18 protein-coding genes are annotated in these 15941 nt (G+C 66.4%); 13 read left to right on the top strand and 5 right to left on the bottom strand.

All coding sequences use genetic code 11. The features are described from left to right. Positions 1-128: 128 nt before the first annotated feature. The 4 genes from ACZIYR_RS07535 (at position 129) to ACZIYR_RS07550 (ending at position 2962) form a co-directional block, all read left to right on the top strand. Complete coding sequence (locus ACZIYR_RS07535; protein WP_483529059.1) at positions 129-527, top strand: GFA family protein; 399 nt, start codon at positions 129-131, stop codon at positions 525-527. Between the two features lie 162 nt (positions 528-689). Continuing rightward, positions 690-1025 carry a zinc ribbon domain-containing protein YjdM gene (locus ACZIYR_RS07540; RefSeq protein WP_483528760.1) on the top strand — a complete coding sequence of 112 codons (336 nt, stop codon included), beginning with the start codon at positions 690-692 and terminating at the stop codon, positions 1023-1025. A gap of 82 nt (positions 1026-1107) precedes the next feature. Beyond that, positions 1108-2001, top strand: coding sequence for a dihydrodipicolinate synthase family protein (locus ACZIYR_RS07545; protein WP_483528761.1), 894 nt, complete (start codon positions 1108-1110; stop codon positions 1999-2001). Positions 2002-2197: 196 nt separating this feature from the next. After that, complete coding sequence (locus tag ACZIYR_RS07550) at positions 2198-2962, top strand: SDR family NAD(P)-dependent oxidoreductase (protein ID WP_483528762.1); 765 nt, start codon at positions 2198-2200, stop codon at positions 2960-2962. Here ACZIYR_RS07550 and ACZIYR_RS07555 read toward each other — a convergent pair. Continuing rightward, the gene (locus ACZIYR_RS07555) at positions 2956-3450 is read right to left on the bottom strand and encodes a CIA30 family protein (protein WP_483528763.1); all 495 of its coding nucleotides are present in this window, start codon (positions 3448-3450) and stop codon (positions 2956-2958) included. The genes ACZIYR_RS07550 and ACZIYR_RS07555 overlap by 7 nt on opposite strands. A gap of 180 nt (positions 3451-3630) precedes the next feature. Between ACZIYR_RS07555 and ACZIYR_RS07560 the strand changes: the two genes are divergently transcribed. Beyond that, positions 3631-5841 carry an OsmC domain/YcaO domain-containing protein gene (locus ACZIYR_RS07560; protein WP_483528764.1) on the top strand — a complete coding sequence of 737 codons (2211 nt, stop codon included), beginning with the start codon at positions 3631-3633 and terminating at the stop codon, positions 5839-5841. Between the two features lie 102 nt (positions 5842-5943). Here ACZIYR_RS07560 and ACZIYR_RS07565 read toward each other — a convergent pair whose 3' ends face one another. After that, the gene (locus ACZIYR_RS07565) at positions 5944-7338 is read right to left on the bottom strand and encodes an aminotransferase-like domain-containing protein (protein WP_483528765.1); all 1395 of its coding nucleotides are present in this window, start codon (positions 7336-7338) and stop codon (positions 5944-5946) included. 98 nt (positions 7339-7436) lie between these two features. Between ACZIYR_RS07565 and ACZIYR_RS07570 the strand changes: the two genes are divergently transcribed. The 4 genes from ACZIYR_RS07570 (at position 7437) to ACZIYR_RS07585 (ending at position 9787) form a co-directional block, all read left to right on the top strand. Next, entirely contained in the window at positions 7437-8039 is a 603-nt protein-coding gene (locus tag ACZIYR_RS07570; protein ID WP_473033168.1) for a LysE family translocator, read from the top strand. Between the two features lie 14 nt (positions 8040-8053). Continuing rightward, complete coding sequence (locus ACZIYR_RS07575; RefSeq protein ID WP_483528766.1) at positions 8054-8227, top strand: hypothetical protein; 174 nt, start codon at positions 8054-8056, stop codon at positions 8225-8227. A 61-nt stretch (positions 8228-8288) separates the two neighbouring features. Continuing rightward, entirely contained in the window at positions 8289-9122 is an 834-nt protein-coding gene (locus ACZIYR_RS07580; protein WP_473033169.1) for a helix-turn-helix domain-containing protein, read from the top strand. Positions 9123-9301: 179 nt separating this feature from the next. Further along, positions 9302-9787, top strand: coding sequence for a GNAT family N-acetyltransferase (locus ACZIYR_RS07585; RefSeq protein WP_483528767.1), 486 nt, complete (start codon positions 9302-9304; stop codon positions 9785-9787). 9 nt (positions 9788-9796) lie between these two features. Here the strand turns inward: ACZIYR_RS07585 and ACZIYR_RS07590 are convergent, their stop codons facing one another. Beyond that, complete coding sequence (locus ACZIYR_RS07590; RefSeq protein WP_473033171.1) at positions 9797-10387, bottom strand: LysE family translocator; 591 nt, start codon at positions 10385-10387, stop codon at positions 9797-9799. A gap of 128 nt (positions 10388-10515) precedes the next feature. Further along, on the bottom strand, positions 10516-11421 hold the full coding sequence (locus ACZIYR_RS07595; protein ID WP_473033172.1) for a cation diffusion facilitator family transporter: 906 nt from the start codon (positions 11419-11421) through the stop codon (positions 10516-10518). Between the two features lie 149 nt (positions 11422-11570). On the opposite strand from ACZIYR_RS07595, the gene ACZIYR_RS07600 reads away from it, so the two are divergent. From ACZIYR_RS07600 to ACZIYR_RS07615, 4 genes are all read left to right on the top strand, one after another. Next, positions 11571-13232 (top strand): LuxR C-terminal-related transcriptional regulator, encoded by a 1662-nt coding sequence (locus ACZIYR_RS07600; protein ID WP_483528768.1) that lies wholly within the window; start codon positions 11571-11573, stop codon positions 13230-13232. A gap of 130 nt (positions 13233-13362) precedes the next feature. Further along, positions 13363-14214, top strand: a complete 852-nt coding sequence (locus tag ACZIYR_RS07605; protein WP_483528769.1) for a class I SAM-dependent methyltransferase — start codon at positions 13363-13365, stop codon at positions 14212-14214. Between the two features lie 156 nt (positions 14215-14370). After that, positions 14371-14859, top strand: coding sequence for a GFA family protein (locus ACZIYR_RS07610; RefSeq protein WP_473033176.1), 489 nt, complete (start codon positions 14371-14373; stop codon positions 14857-14859). Between the two features lie 39 nt (positions 14860-14898). Beyond that, positions 14899-15642: an alpha/beta fold hydrolase gene (locus ACZIYR_RS07615; RefSeq protein WP_483528770.1), complete on the top strand. Its 744-nt coding sequence runs from the start codon at positions 14899-14901 to the stop codon at positions 15640-15642. On the opposite strand, the gene ACZIYR_RS07620 is transcribed toward ACZIYR_RS07615, so the two are convergent. Further along, complete coding sequence (locus ACZIYR_RS07620) at positions 15606-15863, bottom strand: NAD(P)H-dependent oxidoreductase (RefSeq protein WP_473033180.1); 258 nt, start codon at positions 15861-15863, stop codon at positions 15606-15608. The two genes, ACZIYR_RS07615 and ACZIYR_RS07620, sit on opposite strands and share 37 nt — an antisense overlap. Between the last annotated feature and the right edge of the window lie 78 nt (positions 15864-15941).

Below are 15941 nucleotides of genomic sequence, written 5' to 3' on the forward strand. Positions count from 1 at the left end.
ATTCAGACATCGAGATCATGGTACATATCGCGTATAACAATCGGCTGCACGGCGACCAGTCTTCCGCCGCTTTCGCGGCTCCAAACCGGCGCGTGAGCCGGGCGTTATCACGCAGTGAGGTTGAGTCAATGAATCTATCAGGTAGCTGCCTTTGCGGAGGCGTCCAGTATGAAGTAAATGGTGATCTTAGTGATGTCTACCATTGCCATTGCTCTATGTGCCGAAAACTCCATGCGGCGGCTTTTCGCACCTGTGCCAAGGTGCGAGTCGATGACTGGCAGACCGTCAGCGGGCATGAGCTACTCAAAACGTATGAGTCCTCGCCGGGGGAGTTCAAGGTTTTTTGTATGAACTGTGGGTCGAGCATTTACACTAAGTTCGATTTTAACCCTGAATTTTATGCTCTCCCTTTAGGCACTCTTGATGCTGATCCGGGTGTTCGCGCAAATCGCCATGTGTTTGTGGGAAGTAAAGCACCATGGTTCGATATTACTGACGACCTCCCCCAGTTCACTGAGAATGGCTGATACAGTGATGACAAGCCTTTTATGTTGGGTGTCTCTGACGCCTTGTCTCTCTACCTATTGTTAATGTAATGTTATACTTCCCAAGTCAACAGTGTCGCACTTGCTATCGCGCCAGGCGCGCAGTACCATGTTTGGCTCGATCATGTTTAGAGAAATAGGCTCATGTCGCTTCCCCCCTGTCCCAACTGTCAGTCTGAGTATGTATATCAGGATCAAGACCATCTGGTTTGCCCTGAATGCGCCCATGAGTGGAATCCGTCAGAAGTGGTTGCTGAAGATGTCGTGTCGGTGAAAGATGCGAATGGAACCTTGCTGTCCGAGGGTGACAAGGTCACGTTAGCCAAAGACCTGAAGGTGAAAGGCAGCTCGATCGTGCTCAAGATCGGCACGAAGGCCGTGATTCGCCGCATTGTAGATGGCAAGGACCATCAGCTGGACTGCAAGGTGGATGGTGCCGGCGACATGATGGTGACCGCTCAGTTCGTCAAAAAGGCCTGAGCTAACTATCAAGCTTCAGATGGCGTGGGAAATCCTCCGATTCCCAAGGTAGCCAGTGTTCCATCATTCGGGAGTGTCCAGCATGTTTACTGGCTTAAGCGCCTTTCCCTTGACCCCGATGAATGAGAGCGGTCTCGATGAGGCCGCCTTCGTTCGCTTGATCGAGCGCCTGGTCGCAGCCGATGTCGATTCGATCGGGGTGCTGGGTTCTACCGGGAACTATGCCTATCTGACGAAGGCCGAGCGGGCGAGGGTGGTGGCGCTTGCGGTGGAGCATGCGGGCAAGATCCCGGTGATCGCCGGCATCGGTGCGCTGCGCACTCGCGATGTGCTTGCCCTGGCCGACGATGCCCAGGCGGCGGGCGCGAGCGGGGTGCTGCTCGCGCCAATGTCCTACCAGAAGCTGTTCGCCGAGGAAGTCTATGGGCTCTTTGAAACGGTGACACAGGCCCTGTCGGCACCCCTTTGCGTCTACGATAATCCCGGCACCACGCAGTTCGTTTTCACCGACGCGCTTCATGCCCAGATCGCCCAGCTCCCCATGGTGGCGTCCATCAAGATTCCCGGCGTGCCGGTGGAGCCGGAGGCCGCAAGCGCCCGGGTTGAGGGACTTCGCGAGCAGATTCCCTCCCACGTTACCCTGGGGGTGAGCGGCGATGCCGTTGCCGCCACCGGGCTGAATGCCGGCTGCGAGGCCTGGTACTCCGTGATCGGGGGGCTCTTTCCCGCCACGGGACTCGCGATAACCCGCGCCGCCCAGGCCGGGGATGCCGAGCAGGCGACACGCCTGTCGGAGCGGTTAGCGCCGCTATGGGCCTTGTTCCGCGAGAACGGCGGCAGCCTGCGCGTTGTTGCGGCCGCCGCGGAGCTGCTGGGGCTGGTGGAATCGCCCTGCTTGCCGCAGCCGCTGAAATCCCTGAGCGGAGAAGGGCGCCAACGGCTCGTGGCCGCGATGCAGTCGCTGGAGTTGGCGTGACGAAATGCGCACGCTTCGTGGCGTCGGATGGCGAGTTCCGTGGCGCTTCTAGGACCTCCGCTACTGCTTGATATACGTCAAATTCTTGATGGGAACGCCGCTTGAGTGCTTTATCCTCTGGCGTGTGTCGGCGACGATTGTCCGAACGGCGAGTCATCCCATGACTCGCGCATTTCCCCTGTTTTTGGAGTCGGACATGAGCAGCTTGAACGGAAAAGTGATTGTCATCACCGGCGGTGCGGGCGGCATCGGCGAGACCACGGCGCGCATGGCGTACGAGCAGGGCGCTAGCGTAGTGATCACCGACCGCGAGGCGGCCCCGGTCGAGGCGATTGCCGAGTCTCTCGGTGAGCGTGCGCTGGGTCTGGCGGTGGATGTCAGCCGGCGCGAGGATAACGAGCGCATGGTGGCGGCGACGCTGGAGCGCTTCGGTCGGCTGGACGGGGTGTTTCTCAATGCGGGTATCGAAGGCGAGGTAGGCCCGTTCGATAGCCGTTCCGACTCGGCCTGGGAGAAGGTCTTCGCGGTGAACGTGCACGGCGTGCGCCTCGGCGTGGAGGCGGCGCTGCCGGCGCTGCGCCAGGCGGGCGGCGGCAGCGTGGTGATTACCTCGAGCGTGGCCGGCGTGCGCGGTGCCTCGGGGCTGTCGCCCTACGTGAGCAGCAAGCATGCGGTGGTGGGGATGATGCGCTGCCTGGCGGCGGAGCTCGGCCCGGAGGGCATTCGGGTGAACACCCTGAATCCGGGCCCGGTGGACAACCGCATGATGCGCTCCATCGAGGATCAGGCCAATCCGGGCCACGGCGAGGAGGTGCAGCAGGCCTTTACGGCACGAATTCCCCTGGGGCGCTATGTCACCAACGAGGAGTGTGCGGGCATGGCAGTGTTCCTGTTCTCCGACCTGGCCTCCGGCTGCAACGGCAACACCTACCTGGTCGACGGCGGCTACTGCGCTCAGTGAGTCGCATCGAGCCAGGCCAGCTCCAGCCGAAACGGCCCGGCGGTTCGGTCGGCGAGCATCACTCCTAGCTGGGTGACCGCCCCCGGATCGAGGGACGGGGCATCCTCCAGCAGCCGGCCGCGAAAGGCCGGCTTGAATGCCTCCCAGGGTAGCGCCACCCGCTGCCATTCGCCGGCGGGCGGCTGGAACAGCGCCCGGTAGGCAGCCCCCCTGGGCAGCTGGTCGGTATAGAGGCGCAGCTGATAGCGGCGGCCATCGCCGCGCACGTAGAGGGAGAGGGCGTCGGCGTCGCTGAGGTCGAAGGCCTGCGGCTCGAGGCGCACCGAGGCGAAGCCGCCGTTGTTCTCCAGCGAGATCTCGCCGCTGAAGATGCCCACGCCGGCCTCCACCCGCATGCCCCCGCGAGAAATGCCCCCCATGACGCCGTCGTTGATGGCCCGCCAGCGGTGTGGCTCCTCGGGATCCTGGAAGTCGATCAGGTGTGACATGGGCTCTCCCGGTAGCGCGGTCTCAGTCGTCACGGTACCCCGCCGATCGCTGGCTTGCACATGGGGGCCGCCCGCCGGGGCGGGTGCCTTTTTGTAACCTTGCCATGACGCCCGGCGCGAAAAGCTGGATAATGGCGGGTTTCCCCCTCGTACTGCCCACGCCAACTCGTCCGGTGCCCCATGGAAATCAAGGTCAACTATCTCGACAACCTCCGCCTGGAGGCCAAGTTCGACGACTTCACGGTCATCTCCGACCAGCCGATCCGCTATAAGGGCGACGGCTCGGCGCCGGGGCCGTTCGACTATTTCCTGGCCTCCTCGGCCATGTGCGCGGCCTACTTCGTCAAGGTCTACTGCAACGCCCGGGACATCCCCACCGAGAACATCCGGCTGTCGCAGAACAATATCGTCGACCCGGAGAACCGCTACCAGCAGATCTTCAAGATTCAGGTGGAGCTGCCGGAGGATATCGCCGAGAAGGACCGCCAGGGCATCCTGCGCTCCATCGACCGCTGCACCGTGAAGAAGGTGGTGCAGCAAGGCCCGGAGTTTCAGATCGAGGTGGTGGAGAACATCGACGAGGACGCCCAGGCGCTGCTGATGGGCAAGGCGATGGGCGAGGGCAGCACCTGGATCGAGGGCAAGGACCTGCCGCTGGAGCAGACCATCGCCAATCTCTCCGCCCACCTGGCGGAGCTCGGCATGAAGATCGAGATCGCCTCCTGGCGCAACATCGTGCCCCATGTGTGGTCGCTGCATATCCGCGACGCCGCTTCGCCGATGTGCTTCACCAACGGCAAGGGCGCCACCAAGGAGAGCGCGCTCTGCTCGGCGCTGGGCGAGTTCATCGAGCGGCTGAGCTGCAACTTCTTCTACAATGACCAGTTCTTCGGCGAGGCGATCGCGGACAGCGACTTCGTCCACTACCCCAACGAGAAGTGGTTCAAGCCGGGACCGGGCGACGCGCTGCCGGCGGAGATCCTCGATGAGCACTGCCGCGAGCTCTATGACCCGGAAGGGGAGCTTCGCGGCTCGCACCTGATCGACACCAACTCCGGCCGGGCCGATCGCGGCATCGTCTCGCTGCCCTTCGTGCGCCAGTCCGACGGCGAGACGGTCTACTTCCCCTCGAACCTGATCGAGAATCTCTATCTCAGCAACGGCATGAGCGCGGGCAACACCCTGGCCGAGGCCCAGGTGCAGTGCCTCTCGGAGATCTTCGAGCGGGCGGTGAAGAAGCAGATCATCGAGGAGGAGCTGGCGCTGCCGGACGTGCCCGAGGAGGTGCTGGCGCGCTATCCCGAGATCGTCGAGGGCATCGAGGCGCTGGAGGCCCAGGGCTTCCCGGTGCTGGTCAAGGACGCCTCGCTGGCCGGTCAGTTCCCGGTGATGTGCGTCGCCCTGATGAACCCCAAGACCGGCGGCGTCTTCGCCTCCTTCGGTGCCCATCCGAGCTTTCATGTGGCGCTGGAGCGCAGCCTCACGGAGCTGCTGCAGGGGCGCAGCTTCGAGGGCCTCAACGACTTCCCGCCGCCCACCTTCAACTCCCTGGAGGTGGCCGAGCCCAACAACTACGTGGAGCACTTCATCGACTCCTCCGGGGTGATCTCCTGGCGCTTCTTCAGCGCCCGCTCGGATATCGAGTTCTGCGACTGGGACTTCACCGACGGCGGCGCTCGTCACAACGAGGAGGAGGCGGCGGCCCTGTTCGGCCTGCTGGAAGAGCTGGGGCTGGAGGCCTACATGGCCATCCACCAGGACCTGGGCGCGCCGGTGTGCCGCATCCTGGTGCCCGGGTTCTCGGAGGTCTATCCGGTGGAGGATCTCGTCTGGGACAACACCAACGTGGCGCTGCAGTACCGCGAGGATATCCTCAACCTGCACCGCCTGGGCGATACCGAGCTGGCCGACCTGCTCGAACGGCTGGAGGAGAGCCAGCTCGACGAGCACATGGACATCATCACCCTGATCGGCATCGAGTTCGACGAGAACACCGACTGGGGGCAGCTCACCATCCTCGAGCTGAAGCTCTTGATCCACCTGGCGCTGGGTCAGCACGAGGAGGCCCTGGAGCGGGTCGGAATGTTCCTGCAGTTCAACGACAACACCGTGGAGCGCAACCTCTTCTATCGCGCGGTGCAGGCGGTGCTGGAGATCGCGCTGGACGACGAGCTGGAGATCGACGACTTCCGCTACAACCTGGGCCGGATGTTCGGCGAGGCGACCATCGCGGCGGTGATCGGCTCGGTCGAGGGGAGCGTGCGCTTCCACGGCCTGACGCCCACCAGCATGGCGCTGGAGGGGCTGGAGAAGCACCAGCGCCTGATCGAGAGCTACCAGAAGCTGCATGCGGCGCGAGCCGCCAGGGCGGCGCTGCGCGCCCCGGCCTGATCGCCAGCGGCGCTGCCGGGCCGCGTCATCCTCATCAAGCCCCCGAGTTCAGCTCATCGCTGGCTCGGGGGCTTGGCGTTTGGGACGGCGATCCGGCGACGCTTACAGGGTCCGCCAGGGGGAGGGCGGGGGTTCCTCCAGCGCCTCGACCAGCAGGTCGAGGGCGCGGCTCAGCATCTCCCGGGAATCGGCGGCGCTCAGGCAGAGGCGCAGCGCCTGGGGCGCCGGCTCGCCGCCGACGCAGAAGGGCTCGGCGCTGGTGACCCGCAGGCCCCGCCGCTCGAGCCCCTCGAGCAGGGCGGCACTGCGCAGCTCGCCGGGCAACGGCAGCCAGAGGTTGGCGCCGTGGGGGCGGCCGGCGGGAGCGTAGGCCGCCAGACGCTGGCGGGCCAGGCGCTGGCGCGCGCCCAGCTCTTCGGTCTGCCAGGCCAGCAGCCGCTGGCTGTCGCGGCTGGCCACCCAGCGGCACACTGCCTCCACCATTAGCGGCGGCACCATCCAGCTCTGGGCACGCAGGGCCGCGCCGAGCCGCTCGCGAAGCGCCGCCGGCGCCGACAGGGTGCCGATGCGCAGCCCGCCGGCCAGCACCTTGGCGGTGCTGAACACGAACAGGGTGCGCTCCGGCGCCAGCCGATAGAGCGGCGTGCCGCGCTCGGCCTCGGGCAGGTACTGCACGCCGTCTTCGAGAATCCAGAAGTCGTGCTGCCGGGCCAGCGCCGCGAGGCGCTCCCGCCGCGCCTCGCTGAGCGGCGCACCGGTGGGGTTGTTCTGGTCGGGGGTGACGTAGACCAGCCGCGGCGGCTGCTGGGCGCAGAGCCGCGCCAGGGCCTCCAGGTCCATGCCGCTGTCGTCCATCGCCACCCCCAGCACCTTGAGGTGGGCCTGCTGGGCGGCGCCGATCAGACCGGGGTAGGTAAGCGCATCGGCGGCGATACGCTCGCCGGGTCGGGTCAGCGCCTGCAGCGCCAGGCTGATGCCGTGCTGGCCGCCCTGGGTGATCAGCAGCGACTCCGCCGCCACCGGCATGCCGAGCCCGGTCATCCACTCCGCCAGGCGCTCGCGGTGGGCGGGCACGCCGCGCTCGGGCTGGTACTCGACGCAGCGCCCCAGCACCTCGTCGTCCTGGGCGATGGTCTGCAGGGCGCGCCCCAGGGCCGCAGCGCGCAGCGGGTGGGGCGGGGGCAGGCTCAGGCTGAGGTCGATCACGCCGTCGTCGCCGGGGCGATTGGCGAGAAAGGGGCGACCCGCCGAGGCCTCGTCGCCGCGCACATAGGTGCCACTGCCGACCCGGGCCGTCACCCAGCCCTGGCGCTCGGCCTCGGCGTAGGCGCGGGTCACGGTGCCCACCGTGACGCCCAGGGCATCGGCCAGGCGCCGCTGGGGCGGCAGGCGCTGGCCGGGCTGCAGTTCGCCGCTCTGCGTGGCCCGGGCGATGGCCTCGCCGATGGCGCGGTAGCGGGGGCCCTGATCGTCGAGCCGGGGTATCCAGATTGTCATGGTGACAATAAAACCTTTGACGCCAAAATTGCACCGATTATGCTGGAAAAACTAGCCGATAGTACGCAATTAATCAACTATTGTATGGGTGCAATTCAATGGAAGCCTTGGCATTCCTCGGGCCGGCGGCCCTCTTCATGATCTCCATGACCATCACCCCCGGCCCCAACAACGTGATGCTCACCGCCTCCGGAGCCAACTACGGTTTCCTGCGTACCCTGCCACATATCTTCGGCATCCTGGGCGGCTGCTTTCTGCTGTTTGCCGGCATCGCCCTGGGGCTCGGACTGCTTTTCGAGCGCTACCCGGCGGTGCAGATGCTGCTGCGCGTGGTGGGCAGCGCCTATCTGCTCTACCTGGCGTGGCGGATTGCCACCGCGCCGCCTCCCGACCTGCGCCGCGGTGGGGAGGGGCGGCCGCTGAGCTTCTGGCAGGCGGCGGCCTTCCAGTTCGCCAACCCCAAGGCCTGGGTGATGGGCCTGGCGCTGATGGCGGGCTTTCTGCCCAGCGGTGGCGACACCCTGGTCAATGCCCTGCTGCTGGCCGGCTTCGCCGAGCTGGTGGCGCTGCCTTGCATCGCGCTCTGGGCGGGCTTTGGCACCGCCATCGGCCGCTGGCTGCATACGCCGCAGGCCTGGCGACGCTTCAACGCGCTGATGGGTGGGCTTACCGCTGCCTGCGTGATATTCATACTGGGGTGATTAGAGGAGAGATGATGATGCTCGAGACGCGGCTGGCGGTGCGCGAGGATCATCGGCAGCAGGACGGCTACGTGCATGCCGGCGTACTGGCCACCGTGGGCGACCACACCGCCGGCGCGGCGGGGGCGACGCTGACCATGACGAAGATCGCCATCGCCGATCTGGAGCGCGCCGCCGATGGCGCTTAGGGCCGTGGTGGCGGTGGCGGTGGCGGTATAGACTCGTCGGGAAAGTCTCAGGAGATGAGCCGTGACCCTTGCCAGCCGACCCCGCTTCTGGCGCCATGCGCGCTTGCCGCACCTGGAACTGCGCCTGGTCGACGATGGCCGCAGGGTCGGCTATGCGCCCCATAGCCATGTGCAGTGGTCTCTGGGTGCTGTGACCGCCGGGCGGAGTAGCTTTCATTACCGGGAGGCTTGTCACCCAATTTACGCCGGTCAACTGGTGATGATGAACCCGGAGTGGGTACACGCCTGCAACCCCATCGACGATCAGCCCTGGGGCTACCGCATGCTCTATGTGGACACCGACTGGCTGACTGAACTGCGCTTCGGGGCAGGGCTGCTCGAGACGCCGCGTTGGCAGGATATGCCCACCGCGGTGGTGACAGATCCCGCCTGGTATGCTGGCTATCTGCGCATGACCGATGCCCTGCTGGACCCGCACCGTGACCTGCTGGACAAGCAGAGCGAGGTAGTCGATTACCTCTCGGCGCTGATGCGCCACCTGGCGGGGCAGCCGGCCCAGCCGCGGCCGCTACCGCCGGCGCTCCTGCGCGAGTTGGCCGCCTACCTGGACGCGCACCCCACCCAGGAGGTCTCCCTGGATACCCTGTGCGCGCGCGCCGGGTACAGCCCCGGGCACCTGATCCGCGTCTTCAAGCAGCACTTCGGCCTGACGCCCCACGCTTACCTGATCAATCGCCGTGTCCAGTTGGGGCAGCGCGAGCTCAAGCGGGGCACGTCCATCGCCGAGGCGGCACTGAGAGCCGGCTTCAGCGACCAGCCGCATTTCCAACGCACCTTCAAGCGCCTGGTGGCCGCCACCCCGGATCAATACCGCCGCTCGCGTCTCGAGCCCTAGCCGGCGCTGATCTCGTTGGCGTGTGCACGGTTTAAGAGCCTAGTGGCATACCTGTCGTTCGGCATGGGCCTCTACCTGGCCGCGCTGGCCTGGGTATCGTGGGTCTGACCGGAATCGTCCCCAGGCAGCGCCCGATACCTGGGCCATGTGCCCCCTCACAGATAAGGAAACCGACCGACATGGAAGCAAGGATCCGCCTCGTGCGCATCGCCGGCGACTCGCCCCACCTGGCTACCCTGGCTAAATGGACCCACGACGCCTGGGGGCACCTGCACCCCGGCCGGAGCCTGGAGCGCGCCATCGCCTTATTGCGGGACGAGTGTGGCCCGGCCGGGGTGCCCTCGGTGTTCGCCGCCCTGGAGGGTGACACCCCGGTGGGGACGGCCAGCCTGGTGGCCGACGATATGAGCGACCGTCGCGACCTGACGCCCTGGCTGGCCTCGGTCTTCGTGCTGCCGGCGTGGCGGGGGCAGGGCATCGCCTCGCGGCTGGTGCAACGGGTGGAGGAGGAGGCCCAGGCCGCGGGGCTCGGCCACTTCTACCTCTACACGCCGGATCAGCAACCCCTCTACCGGCGGCTGGGCTGGCGTGACCTGGAAGCGCGCGACTACCGTGGCGAGGCGGTGACCATCATGCGCCGCGATTTCGTCATGCCTCGCAGATAGTGCGGGGGCTCAGTCTATCAACAGGTAGACGCAGCTGACGGCGAGCAGCAGCGCCAGGCTGCGGTTGATGGTGACCAGGACCGCGGGACGGTGGACGTAGCGCCGCAGGAAGGCCCCGGCATAGACCCAACTGGCCAGGGAGAGCCAACAGATGGGCAGGTAGAGGGCGGCGAAGAGCCCCACCTGGCCCATGTCGCCGCCTGTATAGGCGCCGATGCCCGAGGCCGAGGCCAGCCAGGCCTTGGGATTGAGCCACTGTATCAGGGCCCCCGCCATAAACCCCGGGGCCCGCTGGCCGTCATCCTCTGGCAGCCGGCCATCGTCGCGAAACAAGCGCAGGCTCAAATAGAGCAAGAAGGCCACCCCCGCCCAGCGCAGGGCCGTTTCCAGCCCCGGTACCACCGCCAGCAGCGAATAGAGCCCCAGGCCTACGGCGAGGAACAGCACGATAAAGCCCAGGGTCGCCCCGGTGACGAAGATCAGCCCCCGGGGCAGGGGGTAGCGGGTGCCGCTGCTCAGGCAGACCAGGTTTACCGGGCCGGGGGAGATCGAGGCCGCCAGGGCGAAGGCCGACATTGGCAAGATCAGGGACAGGGTCATGGGGGATTCCTCGAAGGCAAACGATGCCCCGAGTCTGTCCTCCTCCTGCCCCCCGGTATTGCACAAAATTGCCCTGAGTCACGACCTGACGGGGGCGCCGCTCGATATCCCGCCGGAGCCTGAGACGCCTACGCCCAGCGTGGATCGGCGGTGAAGGACACGGTGAACCAGCGCTTCTCGGGTGGGATGGAGAGCCCGGCGCTGATCTGCTCGCGAATCTCGTCGAGCACGGCGATGCCCTGACCGGCACCGAACTCGGGCGTGGTGACGATATGGATCTCGATGAAGTGGCCACGCCCGGCCTTGGCCACGTGGCTGTAGTACTCGAGTAGCCCCTCGCGTGCCATCACCGGCACCATGGCGGCGTGCACTTCGCGGTCGATGTGGCTGGGGGCGATCAGGAACACCTCCTTCAGGGCGCGGCGCACGATGCCGATGGGCACCGGCATGAAGCACACCGTCAGCACGACCAGCAGCAGCGAATCCACGTAGCGGGTCCAGTGGGCGTAGTCGGTGCCCTGCAGCAGCAGCGCAATGAGAAAGGCCACCAGCAGCGAGGCGGTGATCAGACCGGCCATCAGCCAGCTCTGGATATCGATGCGCACGAACTCCGAGTCGGCGCGGCGGTTCAGGCGCTTCTCGTAGGTGAACATGCCGAAGCAGACAATGGCCACCACCACCGCATAGGCGATGGCGATACCGAAGTCCAGCTCGCGGCCGCCCTCCATCAGCCCCTGCACGGCGTTGAGGAAGGCGTAGAAGCACAGCAGCATCAGGATGCTGCCATTGAGCGCGGCCACCAGCGGCTCCAGGTGCCAGTAGCCGTGCTGGAAGCGCTGGCTGGCCTCTCGCACGGCGAGCTTGGCCACCAGCAGCGCCAGTGCTGACATGGCGGCATCGATGGTGGAGAAGACCCCGTCGAAGAGAATCGACTGGGACCCAGCCAGCAGGCCGAGGGTGACCCCCAGGGCAGACACCAGCAGGGTCATGACGATGGATAACTTGAGGGCGCGCTGTTCGAGGGTGGCTTGCATCTGGGGCCTCTGATACATAAAGCCCTCTATCTTATCCGAAAGTTTAATGCCGAGGGAGGGGGGACACCCGCTTTGGCAGCGGGGGCGTTGACAGTTCGTGATTCCAGCTGCTAGGCCAAAAAGAGCGGGAGTCCAATGGCCAGATCCTCATGACGCCGAACACGACACAAGACTTCCTGGTGCGCGCCAACGAGGCCCTCCAGCAGGGCGAGTGGGAAGCGGCGCTCACCTCGTTCCAGAGCCTGCTGTCCGAGCATGAGACGGCCGAGGCGTACGAGGGGCTGAGCTGGGCGGCCTGGTGGCTCAACGACGGGAGCATGTCGATCGGCTCCCGCGAGGCGGCCTATCGGCTCTACCGCCAGTCCGGGGACGACACCGCTGCGGCGCGCATGGCGATGTGGCTGGCCATGGATCACGGCGACTTCCGGGGCGAGCGGGCGATCGCCAATGGCTGGCGGGAGCGGGCACGCCATCTTCTCGAGGAGCTGCCGCTCGCCCCGGAACACGGCTGGCAACGGGTCCTCGAATGCTGGGCACCCATCCTGGTGGCCGAAGATCCTCAGCAACTCAAGCGCTGCGCCGCCGAAGCGAGCGACGTCTCTCGGCACTGCGGCGATACCGATCTGGCCATCCTGGCGCGTGCCATGGAGGGGCTTGGCCTGGTGAGCGAAGGCCGGGTGGCGGCGGGCATGGCGTGTCTCGACGAGACAGCGGCGGCGGCACTCGGCGGTGAACTCCAGCAGGAGGTGTGGAAGATCGCCATCTTCTGCTTTCTCGTCGATGCCTGCGATCGGGTCAGGGACTTGAGACGCGCGGCAGAGTGGTGCGAGCAGATGCATGAACTTGTCGATCGCGTGCGATTGGTCGGCGCCCAGGGGATCTGCCGAGCGCGTCTTGGTGCCATGCTGACGCTGCGCGGCGAGTGGCGGGAGGCGGAAGCGACCCTGACTGAGGCCCAGGCCCTCTTCGAGGCCAGTCGACCGCCCTGGGAAGCCGAAGCCGCGGTACGGCTCGCCGAGCTGCGTCGGCGGCAGGGGCGTGGCGAGGAGGCCAGGCAACTGCTGCAGCGGGCCGAGTGGCACCCGCTGGCTGCCCTCGGGCTCGCCCGCCTGGCGCTGAAGGCCGGCCGCCTGGCGGATGCCGAGGACTGGATCGACCGCTATCTGCGGCAGATTCCGTCCGCCAATCGTTTGCAGCGTCTGGTCGGTTGGGAGCTCTGGGTCCAGTTGAGCACGGCGCGGCGCGATGCGGCCCGTGCCCGTGAGGCGCTGAGCGAACTGGAGGCCATTGCCGAGGTGCTCGATTCAACGGCGCTGCGCGGTGCAGTCTGCCAGGCGAGGGCCAGGGTGGCCGACACCACCGGGGAGCGGGCGCGGGCCAAGGCCTGTTTCGAAGACGCCGTGGCCTGTTTCGAAGAGTGCGGCATGCCCTATGAAGGGAGCTTGGCGCGCCTCCAGCTCGCCGAGGTACTGGCTTCGCTGGGTCGACCGGCCCGTGCCGCCGAGGAAGCCACTGCCGCCCGCGCCAAGTTGAAGGCGCTCGGTGCCGCCGACGCGCTTGAACAGACGGACGTCTTCCTGGCCGATCTCGACCGGCCCGCGGTCGGCTCCAGGGCCGAGCACCGATTGAGTCGCCGCCAGCTCGAGGTCCTGCGCCTGGTGGCCACGGGCAAGACCAACAAGGCGATTGCCGCCGAGCTCTGCCTCAGCGAGAAGACGATCGACCGCCACCTCAGCAACCTCTACGACAAACTCGGCGTCGCCTCCCGGACCGCCGCTACGGCCTACGCCTACGAACACCACCTGATCTGACGCCCGCCGGCCGGTCACCATGGGGAGAATTCCCCATCCGGCGTCCTCCCTCGCTTGGGGGTTTCCCTCGATGGCAGGCCCGGCTGCCTGCCCTAGCCTGAAGAGTGAACCCGCCAATACGGAGGACGACATGACACATTCTGAACTCACCGGCGTCCGTGAACGGTACACTCCCGTCCTGCCGCACCATGAACAGGCAGCACTCACCTGGGGGCTCGGCGGGCACGACTACGACACCATCAGTTTCGGGGTCTCCGACGCCCTGGCCCATGCGGCGCAGCGGCTGAGCCCTGGCTCCGAGGAGTCGGTTCTCGACGTCGCCACTGGCACCGGCTGGACGGCCCGCAACGTCGCCCGGGCGGGGGCCAGCGTTACGGCCGTCGACATCGCCAGCGAGTTGCTGAGCGCGGCGGAGACACTGTCGGCCCATACCCGTCCGCCGATCACCTTTCGGCAGGCGGATGCCGAGGCGCTTCCCTTCCCCGATGCTAGCTTCGACGCTGTGATATCCACCTTCGGCGTGATGTTCGCTGCCAATCACGACCAGGCCGCCAGGGAGCTGGCGCGGGTCTGTCGCCCGGGGGGGCGGCTGGTCCTGCTGGTCTGGGACCCCCAGGGCAGCGTCGCCGACTTCCTTGGCATCATCGGCAAGTACAGCCCCGCCCCGCCACCGGGACCCTCGCCCCTGGACTGGGGAGACCCGGCCCACGTCCGCGAGCTGCTGGGGCAGGACTTCGCGCTCACCTTCGAGCCGGGCGTCAATGATCACTACCTGGCCGACGAGGAGAGCGCCTGGCAGTGGTACGCCCAGGGGTTCGGCCCGATGAAGCGGGTCATCGAGTCGCTGCCGGCGGACCGGCTCGCCGATTTCAAGCGCGAGATCGATGCCTACCATGGAAAATTCCGCACCGACGCCGGGCTGCACATCCAGCGGGAGTACCAGGTGATTCTCGGCCAGCGCAAACCGGGAGGAGGAGTATGAGATGGGATCCCCTCGACCCCGAAGAGGGAGCGGCGCTGGACGAAGAGTGCGGTATCGAGCGCTGAGGGGGCGGTTCGAGGGGAGGGGGTAGCTGGGCCGTGAGTGCATGACTCTGCACTAGACTGGTAGCAGCCAGTTGATCCGGGAGGAGAGGTCATGCTGCTCGAAGGTTCCTGCCACTGCGGCGCGGTGCGGTTTCGCGTCGCGTCGCCGCACCCCTACCCCTACCAGCGCTGCTACTGCTCGATCTGTCGCAAGACCGCCGGGGGTGGCGGCTACGCCATCAACCTGAGCGGGCGGGCGGAGACCCTCGTGGTCGAAGGCGCCGAGCACAAGGGTGTCTACCGTGCGGTGGTCGACGGCGCGCTAAGCCCCGGCGAGCGCCACTTCTGTCGCCACTGCGCCAGTGCCCTCTGGGTCTTCGATCCCCGCTGGCCGACGCTGGTCCACCCATTCGCCTCGGCCATCGACAGCGAACTGCCGATCCCGCCCGAGCGGGTCCACCTGCTGCTGGACAGCAAGGCCAATTGGGTGGAAGTGGAGGCGCGCGACAATGACCAGTGCTTCGCCGGCTACCCGGAGGAGAGCATCGCCGAGTGGCACCAACGGCTGGGGCTGGAGAAGTCCGACGACGAATACCGCTGATGGATGCGGGATTAATGTCGAGGGAGTGGAGAAGCCCACATGAGCGACCTATGCATCGAGACATGGGGCTCGGGGGAGCCTGTTGTCCTAATACACGGCTCTCTGGCGACCGGCCGGGAGGAGTGGGAAGCGCAGCAACCGCTCGCCGGTGAGGGCTACCAACTTCTCGTGCTCGACCGGCGCGGCTACGGATGCAGTCCAGCGGCAGCGGGCGAAGACTTCTTGCAAGACGCGGATGATATCGCTGAGGTGATGGGCGATGGCGCTCACCTTGTCGGCCATTCCTACGGCGGTATGGCCGCGATGTTCGCCGCGGCCCGCCGTCCCGAAGCGGCGCTCTCCCTGGCGCTCCTTGAGCCAGCCGCGTTCTCTCTCGCACGGCACGATGGGGCGGCACGGGCTCTCGTCAATGGGATTCGGGAGATGTGGGATCTCGATATACCGGATGGTGAGTGGGCGGAGTGCTTCCTCCGGGCCGTGGGGACGGATCCCCAGATGCTTCCCCCTGGCGTCCTCGACCAAGTCGTGCCGCTGGTCCCGGTACTTCGCTGGGGAAGAACGACGTGGGATATGGCACTTCCGCTCGTCGACCTAAAGAAAGCTGGTTTCCCCAAGCTCGTCGTCTCCGGGGGCCATGGGGAAGGATTCGAAGCGATCTGCGACGAGTTGGCGGAGAGTATCGACGCGTTTCGCCGGGTCGTAAAAGGCGCTGGCCACGAGATCCAGTTGACCGGTGATCCCATCAATCAGGCGCTGCTGGAGCTGTGGCGTTTGGCGTCATAGGTTGGCGCCGGGGCGCCGGTGGTCACCGAAAGCATGACCTTCTTCTCGGGAAAACGGCCGCGGTCGTAGCGCATGCTGCCGGTGTAGAGCCTGCCGTAGACGACACCCCGGTCGAACCAGCCCTTGAGCATGGCCGGCTGGGCGTGGCGCTGTTCGAGCGCTCGCGCATGGGTTATGCGCCGACCCCGGCGGGGGAGGACCTGGCGGCGGCCTGCCGGCATCGCTTGACCTGGCATCGGTATGCTGCGCAAGTCTCTTGGCCCGCTCATCTATGTGTATCGCTACTTGAGAGAACGAGA

It is taken from the genome of Billgrantia sp. NRB1, from assembly GCF_056921725.1.